15 protein-coding genes are annotated in these 13,748 nt (G+C 55.6%); 6 read left to right on the forward strand and 9 right to left on the reverse strand.

Going from position 1 to position 13,748, the window contains the following annotated elements:
* Nucleotides 1-87: 87 nt before the first annotated feature.
* The gene (locus ACWFTY_RS03565; RefSeq protein WP_447526020.1) at nucleotides 88-831 is read left to right on the forward strand and encodes an enoyl-CoA hydratase/isomerase family protein; all 744 of its coding nucleotides are present in this window, start codon (nucleotides 88-90) and stop codon (nucleotides 829-831) included.
* 139 nt (nucleotides 832-970) lie between these two features.
* A complete protein-coding gene (locus tag ACWFTY_RS03570; protein ID WP_447526021.1) occupies nucleotides 971-1,891 on the forward strand; it encodes a M14 family metallopeptidase in 921 nt (306 codons plus the stop codon).
* Nucleotides 1,892-1,951: 60 nt separating this feature from the next.
* Here ACWFTY_RS03570 and ACWFTY_RS03575 read toward each other — a convergent pair whose 3' ends face one another.
* From ACWFTY_RS03575 to ACWFTY_RS03595, 5 genes are all read right to left on the reverse strand, one after another.
* Nucleotides 1,952-2,860, reverse strand: a complete 909-nt coding sequence (locus ACWFTY_RS03575) for an EamA family transporter (RefSeq protein ID WP_447526022.1) — start codon at nucleotides 2,858-2,860, stop codon at nucleotides 1,952-1,954.
* 195 nt (nucleotides 2,861-3,055) lie between these two features.
* Nucleotides 3,056-3,814 (reverse strand): SDR family NAD(P)-dependent oxidoreductase, encoded by a 759-nt coding sequence (locus ACWFTY_RS03580; protein WP_447526023.1) that lies wholly within the window; start codon nucleotides 3,812-3,814, stop codon nucleotides 3,056-3,058.
* A gap of 32 nt (nucleotides 3,815-3,846) precedes the next feature.
* The gene (locus tag ACWFTY_RS03585; RefSeq protein ID WP_447526024.1) at nucleotides 3,847-4,632 is read right to left on the reverse strand and encodes a ThuA domain-containing protein; all 786 of its coding nucleotides are present in this window, start codon (nucleotides 4,630-4,632) and stop codon (nucleotides 3,847-3,849) included.
* Nucleotides 4,633-5,181: a VOC family protein gene (locus ACWFTY_RS03590; protein WP_447526025.1), complete on the reverse strand. Its 549-nt coding sequence runs from the start codon at nucleotides 5,179-5,181 to the stop codon at nucleotides 4,633-4,635.
* Nucleotides 5,178-5,807, reverse strand: coding sequence for a glutathione S-transferase family protein (locus ACWFTY_RS03595; protein ID WP_447526026.1), 630 nt, complete (start codon nucleotides 5,805-5,807; stop codon nucleotides 5,178-5,180). Before ACWFTY_RS03595 ends, ACWFTY_RS03590 begins: the two co-directional genes overlap by 4 nt.
* 182 nt (nucleotides 5,808-5,989) lie before the next feature.
* Here ACWFTY_RS03595 and ACWFTY_RS03600 point away from each other — a divergent pair, with 182 nt between their 5' ends.
* Together ACWFTY_RS03600 and ACWFTY_RS03605 are read left to right on the forward strand one after the other, a co-directional pair.
* Nucleotides 5,990-7,567, forward strand: coding sequence for an aromatic ring-hydroxylating oxygenase subunit alpha (locus ACWFTY_RS03600; protein ID WP_447526027.1), 1,578 nt, complete (start codon nucleotides 5,990-5,992; stop codon nucleotides 7,565-7,567).
* A 2-nt stretch (nucleotides 7,568-7,569) separates the two neighbouring features.
* Nucleotides 7,570-7,992 (forward strand): PaaI family thioesterase, encoded by a 423-nt coding sequence (locus tag ACWFTY_RS03605; RefSeq protein ID WP_447526028.1) that lies wholly within the window; start codon nucleotides 7,570-7,572, stop codon nucleotides 7,990-7,992.
* 3 nt (nucleotides 7,993-7,995) lie between these two features.
* Here ACWFTY_RS03605 and ACWFTY_RS03610 read toward each other — a convergent pair whose 3' ends face one another.
* The 4 genes from ACWFTY_RS03610 to ACWFTY_RS03625 form a co-directional block, all read right to left on the reverse strand.
* The gene (locus ACWFTY_RS03610) at nucleotides 7,996-8,808 is read right to left on the reverse strand and encodes a helix-turn-helix domain-containing protein (protein WP_447526029.1); all 813 of its coding nucleotides are present in this window, start codon (nucleotides 8,806-8,808) and stop codon (nucleotides 7,996-7,998) included.
* A 117-nt stretch (nucleotides 8,809-8,925) separates the two neighbouring features.
* Nucleotides 8,926-9,159, reverse strand: a complete 234-nt coding sequence (locus ACWFTY_RS03615; RefSeq protein WP_067197704.1) for a biotin/lipoyl-containing protein — start codon at nucleotides 9,157-9,159, stop codon at nucleotides 8,926-8,928.
* 7 nt (nucleotides 9,160-9,166) lie between these two features.
* Complete coding sequence (locus tag ACWFTY_RS03620) at nucleotides 9,167-10,168, reverse strand: alpha-ketoacid dehydrogenase subunit beta (RefSeq protein ID WP_447526030.1); 1,002 nt, start codon at nucleotides 10,166-10,168, stop codon at nucleotides 9,167-9,169.
* On the reverse strand, nucleotides 10,165-11,148 hold the full coding sequence (locus ACWFTY_RS03625) for a thiamine pyrophosphate-dependent dehydrogenase E1 component subunit alpha (RefSeq protein ID WP_447526031.1): 984 nt from the start codon (nucleotides 11,146-11,148) through the stop codon (nucleotides 10,165-10,167). The genes ACWFTY_RS03620 and ACWFTY_RS03625 overlap by 4 nt, the downstream gene beginning before the upstream one ends.
* Before the next feature lie 297 nt (nucleotides 11,149-11,445).
* On the opposite strand from ACWFTY_RS03625, the gene ACWFTY_RS03630 reads away from it, so the two are divergent.
* Together ACWFTY_RS03630 and ACWFTY_RS03635 are read left to right on the forward strand one after the other, a co-directional pair.
* A complete protein-coding gene (locus ACWFTY_RS03630) occupies nucleotides 11,446-12,447 on the forward strand; it encodes an NADP-dependent oxidoreductase (RefSeq protein WP_447526032.1) in 1,002 nt (333 codons plus the stop codon).
* 86 nt (nucleotides 12,448-12,533) lie between these two features.
* Entirely contained in the window at nucleotides 12,534-13,745 is a 1,212-nt protein-coding gene (locus ACWFTY_RS03635) for an acyl-CoA dehydrogenase family protein (protein ID WP_447526033.1), read from the forward strand.
* The last annotated feature ends 3 nt before the right edge of the window (nucleotides 13,746-13,748 follow it).

Below are 13,748 nucleotides of genomic sequence, written 5' to 3' on the forward strand. Positions count from 1 at the left end.
CGCCCTGAGCCTGTCGAAGGGCACTTCTCGTCGAGAGGTGCTTCGACAGGCTCAGCACGAACGGTGTCCGACAAAGGGAGTGAAGCCATGACTAATCTCGTACTGCGTGAAGATCAGGATGGCTGGACGCTGTTGACGCTGAATCGCCCCGACAAGCTCAATGCTTTGACCGTGGCGATGTTCAAGGAGCTGCGCGACCATGTCGAGGACCTGCGTAAAGATGATAATATCGGTTGCGTAGTGCTGCGCGGGGCGGGGAAATGTTTTTCAGCCGGACATGATCTCGGCGACATTGCAGAAGGCGAGGCGGTGCCTTCGCGTGGCTGGCATTCAGAGACGTTGCGGATGCTGGAAAAACTGCCCAAGCCGGTGATCGCGGCGGTGCACGGCCATTGCTATACGGGCGCGCTGGAAGTAGCGCTGGCGGCGGATTTCATATTGGCAGCGGATAGCGCCCGCTTTGGCGATACCCATGCGAAATGGGCGCTGACCCCGATCTGGGGGATGAGCCAGCGACTGCCGCGACGGGTCGGGATCGCTACCGCCAAACGGCTGATGTTTACCGCCGACATGATCAACGCCGAGGAAGCGGTACGTATCGGTCTGGCCGAATATGCCGTGCCGCTCGCGCAATTTGACGCCGAGATTGCGGCACTTGCCGGCAAGATTGTCGCCAATTCCGGGTTCTCCCACGCCGCTAACAAACGTTTGCTCGAGGCGACCGATGGCGGTCCGCTCGATGCCGGGCTGCAGTGGGAAGTGATGGAGAGCGAAGGCCACGGTCCCGATATGCATCAGAGGATCGGAGCTTTTACCGGCAAAGGGAAGTGATGGAGAGATGAACCGCTTGTTTTCGGAAGCTGTATTATTCTGAAAGCGGACACCAACTCTGGCACTCAGTCGAAATTCGTCTAGAATTGGCAGCGCAACTCGCAAGCCGTGATTTGCGAACCTAGCCAGTGAGACCAGAATGAACAGCACCCCTTTTTATCCGATAGGAATTCCGGGCCAGCCATGGGGCGAGGAGGAGCGGAGGCAATGGCGGGCCAGTCAATCCGTCCAGCGCCGGTACGCCGCGGACGTGGTGCCGCGGATCGAGGCTCTGGCTGACCAGTTTGAGATTATCCCCTATGGTCAACTCGATTATGCTGGTGAAACCTATTCGCTCTTCGCGCTTCGCAACGGTCCTCACGATCCGGCTCTGCCCACAGCGCTGGTAACTGGCGGAGTCCACGGATACGAAACGAGCGGAATCATGGGCGCGCTTGAATTCCTTGAGACCCGCGCAGCCAACTATGCTGGCAAAGTCAATCTGCTGGTGGCGCCTTGCATCAGCCCCTGGGCTTACGAACGCGTCAATCGTTGGAATTACGATGCATTGGATCCCAATCGCAATTTCGAAGCCGATAGCCAGGCGCTGGAGTGCGCCGCGCTGATGGCGTTGGTTGCGGCACAGAAGGGACCGTTTCTTTTGCATATCGACCTGCACGAAACCACCGACAGCGACGAGACCGAGTTTCGTCCCGCCTTGGCCGCGCGAGACGGCAATAGCTCTATGCCGGACTCCATACCTGACGGTTTCTATCTGGTTGACGATAGCGAGGGCCCGCAACCTGCCTTCCAGCAGTCCATAATCTCCGCGGTTGAAGCTGTGACGCACATCGCTCCGCCGGATGAAAATAATATGATTATAGGTTCACCCGTCGTCGCTCACGGCGTGATCGAATATCCGCAAGCCAAATATGCGATGTGCGGGGCGATCACCGATGCCCGGTTCAGGACAACTACCGAAGTTTATCCGGACAGCGAGCGCGCAACGCCTGAAGAGTGCAACAAAGCGCAAGTCGCGGCCGTTTGTGCGGCGCTGGATTTTGCGCTCGCGCATGCATGATTCGAACAGGATGTCTGGTTCAGCAGGCCTCTAAATTTGCTTGCTAGGGCAATCAGTCCTCTATGCCGGCGCACCGGGCGTGATGATCGGATTATCTGATTCTGTCGTCAGGAGCGCGCCAATAGAGGCTATTACTATACAGCCGATGGCAAACCATTGCAGGCCGCTGAGTTGCTCATGGAGAATGAACATGCCTGCGATCGCACCTATGGCCGGTTCCGCAGACAGCATGACGCCAAAGGTTCGCTCCGGGATGTGGCGCAGGGCAATCATCTCCAGGGAATAAGGCAAGGCGCTGGATAGCAGCGCAACACCTAGGCCCAAAAACAGGACGGACGGTAATAGCAAGGCCGTTCCGGCGCCCATGATGCCGAAGGGCAGGATAACGATAGCAGCGGTGCTCATACCGAGTGCCACGGACTGTCCTGCGTGCATGTGCGACAGGCTTTTTCCGAAAATGATATATAGAGCCCAGAACAGACCCGCTGCGGCTGCGAAAGCAACGCCTACGGGATCCAACGCATATATGCCGCCGCGGAGAGGGAGCAGAAGTCCCAGGCCTGCCACTGCACAGCCCACCCAGAGAAAATGGATCCAGCGCCGCGCATGAATTAACGCCAGAGCCAATGGTCCGGTAAATTCGATCGCGATGGCCGGTCCCAGCGGAATGGTCCGTAGCGACAGGTAGAATGTAAGGTTCATAAGTCCCAGCACGAGCCCGTATAAGAGCACACGCCCTGCATCGGCCCGGTTCAGCCTGGAACGCCAGGGTCGCCAGACGCAGAGCAATATCAGGGCCGACAGACTGACCCGCAGCGCGGCGGTTCCCTCCGCGCCAATCACCGGAAACAACTGTTTTGCAAAGGAGGTCCCAACCGCCAGGGACACCATTCCGCCAAATAAAGCGAGATAGGGCATGGCTGCCCAAAGCGTGGATGTTCGGGTGTTCTCTGATGGCCGTGTCGACATGACGCGCGCTATAATGCGCTTTGGATCGCTTGCATCATAAAATCATTGGGTGAGCGATCACAATGAAGGTTTTGGCGAGGTAGCCCTATCAGCGGGGGCGACCGTAAATCGGGCTTATGCCCTCGGGGGTGATACGGAACCACGTAAAGGGAAGATCAAGCTTCCCCCTCCATCGGGAAGGGGAAGCATTTTAATTTAGAATTGAACGCGTTTGGTGAAGCCGCCGTCGATGACCAGATGCGCGCCGGTGGTATAGCTGGACGCCGGGCTGGCGAGAAAGACGACGCCGCGGGCGACGTCATCGGCTGTGCCGAAATCACCCAGTGCAAAGCCGGCTTTTGTGCCTTCGTAAAATTCCGGCATGCCCTTTTCAATCTGCGACCAGTTGCCGCCGGGGAATTTGATCGGGCCCGGGGAAACCATGTTGACGCGAATGCCCTTGGGGCCGAGCGACTGGCTCAGCTGGCTGCCGAAGGTGATCAGCGCGGCTTTCATCGCGTTGAATGCCTGTGGCGCAACAAAGGTTTCGAACGCTGCGGTGGAAGACATGAAGATCACGCTGCCGTCGTCTGATTTTTCCAGATAGGGTTCGAGCACTTCCATCGCTTTGACCGCGCCGAGGATGTCGGTGTTGAAAGTAACTTCCCAGTCACCGGTTGCGCCGGCACCGGACGAGCTGACATTGTGGATGAAAATGTCGCAGCCACCAAGCTCGCCGGCGGCTTTTTCAAGCCATTTGGCATAGCCGTCGAGATCGGTCATATCGAGCGCATCGGCGATCACCTTGCCGCCATGGGCTTCGAGTTCTTTCTTCGCGGCAGCGACCTGCTCGGCATTGCGCGAGAAGAAGGCGACATCAGCGCCTTCCGCAGCAAAATGTTCCAGCGCCGCGCGCCCGAGGCCACGGCTTCCGCCGGTGAGAATGACTTTTTTGCCCTTGAGTCCTAAATCCATTTTATTCTCCTGTGTGTTTCGTGAAATCGGGGTTAAAATTTTGTTATGGCGGTTTCGCAGCTCCAGCCGATCCCGCGGCGCAGCAGATCATAAATGATCGGCTGCTGCCAGCCCGAGCGATCCACTTCGGGCCACCAATCCATCACCGGATCCATATCATAATGGCCGCGGCAGTGGCCCATAGTGAGATAAAGCACTGCGCCTTCGCCCATCCGGCGGATATAGAAAACCGGATGACGGCTCTTCTCGACGTCGCTGTGAACGAAGCCACTGATATCATCCGTACCATTATATTCGGTGTCGAGCAGCACATCGAGTTCGGCGCGAGTCTGCACCAGATATTGTTCGTCAACTGTCTCGAAACTGGGAATGCCCTTGACCAGCGGATGATCGGGCTGAGCATTGTCGACGGTGAACGGGATGATCGGCGGGTGTGCAAGGAAGCGGGTACCAAGCGTGTCGGCAAAAACCGGCATTTCATCGGGCGCATCGACCAGACCGCTTTCCAGAAAACGCAGGACCGAGTTTGTGCCGTGCAGGGCAAAATAGCGCCCGCCGCTTGTGACAAAATCCTGGATATTTTTCTGCGCCGCTTCGCTGGGTTTCAGATCGCAGGTATAGCTGACGAGAAAATCTGCATTCTTGATCGCGTCGAGATTTTCGTAATCCTCGAATACCCGCACCCGGATGCGGTCATCCTCGGCGAGCAATTTCAGCACTTCCAGCCTGGCGTAATCGATATCATGATATTTGCCGGCGGCGACCAGCACGCACTGGATCGGTTTCTGGTCGGGACGGCGTTCTGGAGCTTCGCTCATCTATTCTTTTCCTATCACGGGGTTTGTCTTGCCATCCCAGTCGAGATGCATCTGGCGCATGGCTCCGAAGCCGTCGAGGCCGGCTTGCGGGATTTGCAGATATTCGATGATTGTACCGGGGCCACCACCATAATCGGCATAAAAGGCGCCACCGACACCGCCGGGCAGGCTGACTTCCTGGATCACTTCGCCGCCAGCTTCTTTGGTTAGTGCGCGGGCGTGGTCCAGATCATCGACGATCAGGCAGAGATGTTGGACACCCTGCAGGCCCTTTTCTCGCCAGTCCCTGAACATCGACGGTGCATCATTATTCGGACGGATCAGTTCGACCTGGACATCGCCCCAATAGCCGATTGCCATAGAGAACTGGATATCGGACGGCTCGCCGCGATATTTGACATTTTCCACCTCGACTTTTTCGGTGTGGAAAAACGGACCTGCGCCCATTTTCTGCGTCCAGTAATCGAGCGCCGCGTCATAATCGTCCGGCACATAGCTGATCTGCATGATCGTGCCGAGCTTGGCGAGAGAGGCTGGAGTCTCGCTCATTCGCTGTCCTGCCAGACTTTCGAGGATGGTCGCTGGCCAATCCGATCAACAAATTTTGCCAGATTGTCCGTGCCTTCCGGCAGCGACCAGCCGATCGTATAGCCGAACTGGATGAAGCAATAGGCAATCAGGTCGGCCATGGTGAACTTGTCCTGGCAGATATAGTCTTTGCCCTCGAGCTGCCCGTCGAGCCATTTCCATTTATTGTCTGACATGCGGGAGAGATCTGCTGCGCCTTCGGCACCAACCACATCCATTCGCGGCTCAAACATTGGACGACCGACGCCGCCGCGGAAGCCGAGAGTCATCGGCACGGCAATTTCCAGATCGATCCGGCGGGTCCACATCCGCACTTCGGCGCGCTCCAGAGGAGTTGATCCGATCAGAACTGGCTCGGGATGGGTTTCTTCCAGATATTCGGCGATCGCCATGATCTCGCTGAGCATGAAGCCATTATCGAGTTCGAGCACCGGTGTGGTACCGAGGATGTTCTTGTCTGCAAAGTCCGGCTGCCTGTTTTCCGCCGTCAGGATATCGATATGCACGCGTTCGACGTCGATACCCTTCTCGAGAATGAACATACGGGCAAAACGTGGATTGGGGCCAAGGCTGGAATAAAGCTTCACGTGAAATTTCTCCTTCGGGGCGGATTCGCTTCCGTCTCTATATGATGCAAAGATACACAGGTAATCGCCGGGGGCTAACCTCTCAAAAACAACAGGCGATGCTGCCAGATTCACTAGTGGCCGAGTGGCTTGTTTAGGCTATTTTGATCGAAACAAAGACGTTTAGTTTTCAGGAGAAGATGATGGTTGAGACTTTAACCGGACATAATCGGTCAAACGGGATTTCCTATACGGAATTGCTGGAAGGCGACAAAGTCGCGCCGCCGGCTGTGTTTCTTGAAGAATCGCCGATGGAGCCTGGCGTCACTACCGTCGAGGTCAGCCGCTACTGGACCAAGGAAGAGCATGATCGCGAAGTCGAGAGACTCTGGAAACGCGTCTGGCAAATGGCTTGTCACAAGGATGATATAAAGAATGTCGGCGATACTTTCGTTTATGATATTGCCGGGCTTTCCTTTCTGGTGGTCCGGGTATCGGAAGACGAGATCAAGGCATATCCCAACAGCTGCATGCATCGCGGCCGGGCGATTTGCGACAATCACAAAAAGGGTCAAAAGGCGCTGCGCTGTCCGTTCCATGGCTGGTCGTGGGAACTGAACGGCAAGTTGAAAGAAGTGCCATGCCAATGGGATTTTCCTTCGGTAAGCGAAGAAACCCACAGCCTGAAGGAAATCAGCGTCGGTGAGTGGGGCGGGTTCGTGTTTATCAATCCGGATCCCGATTGCGAACCGCTCGAAGATTTCCTTGGTGACATTGATCGCCATTTCCAGATTCCTTTCGAACGGCGTTTCAAAGCGGCGCATATGATCAAGCGGCTGCCGTGCAACTGGAAAATTGCCCAGGAAGCGTTCATGGAATCCTATCATGTGGTCGGCACCCATCCGGAACTGATGCCGGCCTTTGCTGACGCAAACAGCAAATATGATGTCTGGCACAATATATCCCGGGCGATGTCTGCCCATGGTCAGCCCAGCCCCCATACCGATCTGGTCAATCCCGATCCGACAGCCTTTCCGGATCAGAAAGCTTTCCAGAGTTTCGTCCACCCGATCAGCAAGCACAAGTTCGAGCGGCTGGAAGAAAATCGGGTGAAAGTCTCTTTGCCGAACGGCAAGAGCGGCATTTTCGATATGGAGGCCAATTATATTGAAGGTGATGTGACATCTGCAGATCCGCATATGTGCAACTGGATCGGTGGCAAGATTGCTCCGGATGATGAAAATATGCCGATGGTCCATACCGACGTTTCCGCTCACGCCATGCGTGACGAGGCGGCGCAGGCACGACGCGAGGAAATGCGTCCCGCCTGGGGCGACATGGTTGATGATATCAGCGATGCTGATCTCGTCGATGCGATTTTCTATAGCGTATTCCCGAACATCAGCCCCTGGGCGGACTTCAATCCGATTTTCTACCGTTTCCGTCCCGATGGCGACAATCCGGAGCAATCGCTGCATGAAGTCATGTTCATGGTCCCGTTGCCAGAAGGTGCAGAGCGTCCAGAGCCAGCGAAATGCACGTTCCTCGACCTGCATGACGATTATACGCAGGCGACAGAGTTTGGCAGCTATCTGAACAAGATTTTTAACCAGGACTATCTCAATCACAAGGCGATGCAAAAAGGCGTGAAAAGCCAGCCGGACGGGGTCTCCCTGTTCGCGCAATATCAGGAATCGAAGCTCCGGCATTTTCACGAGACGCTGAACCTGTGGCTGGATTCCGAAGAGCCACCGAAAAGCCCGAAGAAGGCGGTCGCCTGACTTTGGATAGTTTGTCTGCCGATAATATCCCGGCCGGTTTTGAACGAGCGAAATTTTCCAGCCCGTTTCTCGACATGGCCGGGCCCTATTATGTGCGATCCGATGAAGATTGCATCGTCGTGGGGACACGGATCCACAAGGGGCAGATCAACCACATAAACGTCGCGCACGGCGGCATTCTCGGGACGCTCGCTGACGTAGCGCTCAGCCTGCAGGTTCACGAAGCCGAACGGCCTCGCTTGCCGGTGGCAACGATGAATCTGAACACCAATTTTCTCGCTGCTGCGAAGCTTGATGACTGGGTCGAAGCTTATACGAACATCGACCGGATCAGCAAACGCACCGCTTACTGCAGCGGGCAGATTGTCTGCGGTGATGCTGTGCTGATGACGATGACCGCGGTCTTCGCCATATTGCGGAAATAGACCCTAGTCGGTCGCGCCGAGATATCCCAGCTGGCCGGCTTTGAATATCGTCTGTCCACGGTTTACGCTGTTCAGCTTTTGCCCGGCCCGGTTGACGTGATAGCGGATCGTCGCATGGCTGAGCGACAGGATCATGCTGATCTCCTTGTCGGTCTTGCCGATCGCGGCCCAGTGCAGACATTCTGCTTCGCGCTTTGACAGGATGCAATTGGCCGGCATCCGGTGCTTTTCGCGCATTGCCAGAACATAGCCGGTCACAAAGCGGCCGGTGACAATCCCGAAAAAGTCGGAATAGAGCCGATAGGCCTCGGTGAGATCGGTTATGCCATGTTCAAGCGTCGAGAAGCTGACGGCCGCGATCTGGCCGAATGGCAGATGTACGGGAATCAATATGTGGGATTTGGAGGTCTGGGATTGGGCGTAAAAATCCTTCAGATCGATTTTGTCGAGATATTCATTCGGCCAATGCCCGTGAAACCCCTCGGCGTTGCACCAGATTGGTTCGCTCTCGTAGCGGCAGGCACGGGGCAGGGGAGAACTGAGCGCAAGGCGGGTATCTTCCCACCAGCGTTCGCCTTCGGCGACCCAGCCGAAAACATCCTTGTTGATCAGATTGCCGTCGGCATCGACGAGATGTGCCTTGGATGAAATGTCGGCCGATACAGCGATACGAAATCCATAGGATTCCGCGATTTTGTGCACAGCCTCTGCAGCGGGACGGATCTCCGCTGGATTGGTAATGGTGACACTATCTACATTCTCGCGAAACCGTTTCCGACCAATTTCGGGAATCTCGGCGATAAAATTCGCAGCCATCCAACTCTACTCCTTGCGACACTTATTATTATTCTCTGTGTGTCGCGTTGTTTGGTTTTGTAGTCAACCAAACATTCCTAACGATAGTGATAGGTCCGTGGAGTTGCGTGGTCTTGGTTATTCAATCGTTCCGATTAATTCGCCTACCGGATATTCTTCCCCATCCGCCTGGATGATGATCTTCAGTTTTCCGCTTGCTGGCGATTCGACTTCCTGGGTCGATTTTTCGTTTTCCAGCGCGTAGATTTCCTGACCCGCGGTTACGTCCGCGCCGTCTTCGACCAGCCATTCCGCGAGAATGCCGGATTCCATGCTGAAGCCCAATTTCGGAATGCGTATTTCTGTTGCCATTGTAATTTTACCCTAAGATCTTGTGTACTTCACGTTCGACATCGTCCTGGTTGAACATCCAGGCCTTCTCGATCGCTGGTGAGAAAGGAACCGGCGCATAGCCAGATCCGACACGGCCGACAGGGGCCTTCAGTTCGGAGAACAGTTCCTCGTGAATGCGCGAGGAAATCTCTGCGCCTACGCCGAAATTCCGGACCGCTTCGTGGACAACGACTGCAGCCTTGGTCTTGGCAACGCTTTTCAGCACCGTTTCTTCATCAAACGGGGCGATGGTGCGCAGGTCGACGATTTCGCAGGAGATACCGTCCTTGGCGAGATTGTCCGCAGCGCCATGGCATCTGCTGATGCTGCTGCCATAGCCGATCAGCGTAATATCCGTGCCTTCGCGAGGTACCGATGCCTTGCCGAGCGGTACGACGTGGTCCGGTGCAGGAGCAGGGCCTTTGACAAAATAGCCGGGCGTATTCTCGATGAAGATCACCGGGTTGGGATCCATGATCGAGGAGTAAAGCAGGCCATAAGCATCGGCCGGGTTGGATGCTGCAACGACCTTGAGGCCCGGAACGTGGGCAAGCCATGCTTCGAGCATGTCACTATGCTGACCGCCAAGACCGGTGCCTGCACCGGTCGTGGTGCGGATGGTCAGCGGAACGGTGGTCTGTCCGCCAGACATGAACCGAAGCTTTGCCGCGTGATTGACAATCTGGTCCATCGCAACGGTGATGAAGTTCATCAGCATGATTTCCGCAACCGGTTTGTAACCGACCATGGCAGAACCAACCGCTGCGCCAACGATCGCCTGTTCGGAAATCGGGGTGGAACGCACGCGGTCCGTGCCGAATTTTTCGGACAGGCCGAGGGTCACCTTGAATACGCCGCCGCCCTGTTCATCGGCGATATCTTCGCCCAACAGAATGACTTTGGGGTCGTCTGCCATCGCTTTGGCCAAGGCCATATTGCAGGCTTGAGCAAACATGATGTCTTTCGGTTTTTCGGCTGTATCGGTCATGCTGCTATCTCCACGTCGAGGACATCGATGCGATATTCATCGCCCGGAGGATAAGGTGCATCCAGCGCAAACTGCGATGCTTCTTCTATGATCGCGGCATTTTTTGCTTCAATCGCGGCGATATCTGCTTCGCTGACCTGAAGGTCGAGCAACTGCTGGCGCAGGATCGGCATCGGATCGTCCTTCTTCGCCTGCTCCATTTCCTCTTTCGGAATATAATGGCTGGTATCGCCAAGCAGGTGACCGTGGAAGCGGAAGGTCATTGCTTCGATCAATGTTGGTCCGTGACCCGCCCGCGCATATTCGACCGCCTCTTTTGCTGCCGCATACATTGCGCTGGCATCATTGCCGTTCACCTGCACCGAGCGCAGGCCAAGGCCTTCGCCGCGCTGCTTGATGGAATCGGAACTGGTGGCGAAAGACATCGGGGTGTGTTCGGAATAGAGATTGTTCTGGCACAGGAAAATAACCGGAAGCTTCCAGACCTGGGCCATATTAAGGCCTTCATGGAATGCGCCGATATTGGTCGCACCATCGCCGAAACAGCAGACCGTGACCTTGCCGTCCTTGTCGAGCTGGCTGGCAAGCGCGAGGCCGTTGGCAATCGGGATGCCCGAGCCGACAATCCCGGTCGTGACCATCACTCCGGTTTCAGGATGGGTAATATGCATCGGCCCGCCCTTGCCCTTGCAGGTGCCTGCCATCTTGCCGGCAAATTCGGCCCATAGGTCTTTGGAAGGAATGCCCTTGGCGAGTTGATCATGCAGTCCGCGATAAATCGTGACGAGATAATCTTCCTTGTTCACCGCTGCCATCATCGCCGAAGACACGACTTCCTGGCCGCGTACGGGATAATAGACGATTTGCAACTGACCCGCTCCAATCATCTGACGGAATTTGATATCCGATTGCATGATCAGGTCGGCGCGGGTGAAAATATCAACGAGGACGTCTTTGTCCGCCATGTCACTATTGGCCAATGGCTTTGCTCCTTTGTAATGCGGCCCTCTGGAGGGGACGCTTTCTTTGAAAACTTCATAGCGCGAGCGGGCTGGCCCGCCACTATTGTTATAGGGAGTGAGCCGCGATTAGGCTGCGCCCAGTCGAACATTGTTGCTCGCGGGACTATGGCGGAAAAGCGCGGATCATGCACGAGCAACCCGCAGGCAAGCTGGATGCAATCGATATTTCCAGTCCGCCAGCTATCAAAGCTGGCAGTTCGGTTGACTGGAAGAAACCGTCTAACACCTTTCCAAGTCTTCCAATGGAGAGAAAAAATGACCGACAACAGGCAGTGGCTGATCAATGGACGTCCCAGAGGACGCGGGCTCGTTGACGATGATTTTAAAAAAGTGGTCACCGAAGTGCCGTCATGCGCCGAAGGTCATGTTCTCGTGAAGACCGAGATATTGGGTTTCGATCCGGCGCAAAAAGGCTGGATGGAGAATATCGGCGGCTATGTCGCGCCTACAGAAATTGGTGAAGTGATGCGCGGATCGGGCGTCGGCACGGTCATCGAGTCGCGGCATTCCGGTTTTTCGGCTGGTGACAAGGTAATGGGCATGTTGCGCTGGCAGGATTATGCGCATGTCCCCGGCGGTGAATTGAACAAGGTTCCCGATGATGATTTGCTTGCCGCAAATCTGGGAGCGCTCGGCACCACCGGGATGACAGCTTATTTCGGATTGTTGAAACATGGCCGACCGCAGCCAGGTGATACGGTTGTCGTGTCTGGCGCAGCCGGTGCAACCGGTTCAATGGTCGGGCAGATCGCCAAAATCGCAGGATGCCGGACGATTGGCATCGCTGGCGGTGCAGAAAAATGCAAATGGCTGATCGACGATGTCGGTTATGACGTGGCGATCGACTATAAGAATGATGATGTTCGGGCGAAATTGAAGGAACATTGCGCCCAGTCGATCAACGTCTTCTACGACAATGTCGGCGGCAAGATCCTCAATGATGCACTGGCCCATATTGCCATGCACGCGCGCGTTGCGATTTGCGGCGGTATCTCCCGCTACGAGCAGGGCGACATGCCGGCTGGACCCGAAAATTACTTCAACCTGATCTTCAAGCGGGCAAGCATGTCGGGCTTTATTGTATCCGACTATGCGAGCGAATTTCCCGAAGCGCAAAAACGCATGCGGCAATGGATCAAGGAAGGCAGAATAACCTTCAAAGAAGATATCCAGGAAGGATTTGACAATATTCCCGTAACATTGCGGCGTTTGTTCGCAGGCCAGAATTTCGGCAAGCAAATGCTTCGTCTGGACTGATGCAGACGATGATATCGCTAACTAAATGCGCAGTGCCCGCATCATGCAGGCTGACATATGACATGGTTGTCACGAGAGGTTAGGTCATGAGCGATCCGGAAAAATTCCGCATAGAAGTGCGGGCATGGCTGGCAGAAAACTGCCCCGAAGAAATGCGCGACGGGGATATCACCGCTGAAAACCAGTGCTGGGGTGGACGCCAGTGGGAGTTCCAGTCCGAAGCGCAGAAAATCTGGTTCGAGCGCGCATTGGCCAAGGGCTATACTGTACCGACCTGGCCCAAGGAATATGGCGGAGCGGGCCTTTCCGCTGACGAAGCCAAGATTCTTGACGAAGAGCGCCAGGCAATCGACGCACGTAAACCGCTGAGCAACTTCGGTATTTCGATGCTCGGCCCCGCTTTGCTGGCTTATGGGACGCACGAGCAAAAAGAACAGCATTTGACAGGGATTGCGCGCGGCGAAATTCGCTGGTGTCAGGGCTATTCCGAGCCGGGTGCCGGGTCGGATTTGGCTTCGCTCAAGACAAAATGCGAGGACAAGGGTGATCATTGGCTGATCAACGGCCAGAAAGTCTGGACATCCAACGCCGATATTTCCGACTGGATCTTCTGTCTGGTACGGACCGACTTCGATGCTCCAAAGCATAAAGGCATAACCTTCATCCTGATGGATATGGCGAGCGAGGGCATCAGTGTGAAGCCGATCGTGCTCATTTCCGGCCATTCACCATTTTGCGAGACATTTTTCGACAATGTCAAAGTGCCGAAAAGCTATGGCGACAACAACGCGTCCGTCGTCGGCGAAGTCAATCGCGGCTGGGATGTGGCGAAGAACCTGCTGGTACACGAGCGCGGTATGCTCGGTACGATGTCGCCCTTGCGCGGAACGAGCGGACCGGAAAGCCTCGGCAAATTTGCTGCCGACAAAATCGGTCTGGATGCCGCTGGACGTCTCGACGATCCTGCTCTGCGTCAAAGCATAGCGCAGGCAGAGCTCGACAATTGGGCCTATAATCTGACCGTTGAGCGGATGACCGACGAAGCCAATGCGGGCAACGGTCTGGGCGCGAAATCGTCGATGCTGAAATATGTCGCTTCCGAGCTGACCAAGCGTGGCACCGAGTTGCGTATGGATATCGAAGGCACCGCTGCGGCAACTATCGGTGAAGATGGTATTGAATATGGCAGCCTCGCCAATAACTGGCTCTACAACCGGGCCTATTCGATCCTTGGTGGCACCACGGAGGTCCAGTTTAACATCATTTCCAAGCGCGTCTTGGGATTGCCGAGCGAATAGGGC

This window comes from Parasphingorhabdus sp. NYA22 (genome assembly GCF_976973735.1).

Excerpts from the sequence above, each read along its gene's own strand:
- ACWFTY_RS03615 (WP_067197704.1), bottom strand. The coding sequence starts at position 9,159 with ATGGCAACAGAAATACGCATTCCGAAATTGGGCTTCAGCATGGAATCC.
- ACWFTY_RS03570 (WP_447526021.1), top strand. The coding sequence starts at position 971 with ATGAACAGCACCCCTTTTTATCCGATAGGAATTCCGGGCCAGCCATGG.
- ACWFTY_RS03565 (WP_447526020.1), top strand. The coding sequence starts at position 88 with ATGACTAATCTCGTACTGCGTGAAGATCAGGATGGCTGGACGCTGTTG.
- ACWFTY_RS03585 (WP_447526024.1), bottom strand. The coding sequence starts at position 4,632 with ATGAGCGAAGCTCCAGAACGCCGTCCCGACCAGAAACCGATCCAGTGC.
- ACWFTY_RS03575 (WP_447526022.1), bottom strand. The coding sequence starts at position 2,860 with ATGTCGACACGGCCATCAGAGAACACCCGAACATCCACGCTTTGGGCA.
- ACWFTY_RS03620 (WP_447526030.1), bottom strand. The coding sequence starts at position 10,168 with ATGACCGATACAGCCGAAAAACCGAAAGACATCATGTTTGCTCAAGCC.
- ACWFTY_RS03610 (WP_447526029.1), bottom strand. The coding sequence starts at position 8,808 with ATGGCTGCGAATTTTATCGCCGAGATTCCCGAAATTGGTCGGAAACGG.
- ACWFTY_RS03590 (WP_447526025.1), bottom strand. The coding sequence starts at position 5,181 with ATGAGCGAGACTCCAGCCTCTCTCGCCAAGCTCGGCACGATCATGCAG.
- ACWFTY_RS03635 (WP_447526033.1), top strand. The coding sequence starts at position 12,534 with ATGAGCGATCCGGAAAAATTCCGCATAGAAGTGCGGGCATGGCTGGCA.
- ACWFTY_RS03630 (WP_447526032.1), top strand. The coding sequence starts at position 11,446 with ATGACCGACAACAGGCAGTGGCTGATCAATGGACGTCCCAGAGGACGC.
- ACWFTY_RS03600 (WP_447526027.1), top strand. The coding sequence starts at position 5,990 with ATGGTTGAGACTTTAACCGGACATAATCGGTCAAACGGGATTTCCTAT.
- ACWFTY_RS03580 (WP_447526023.1), bottom strand. The coding sequence starts at position 3,814 with ATGGATTTAGGACTCAAGGGCAAAAAAGTCATTCTCACCGGCGGAAGC.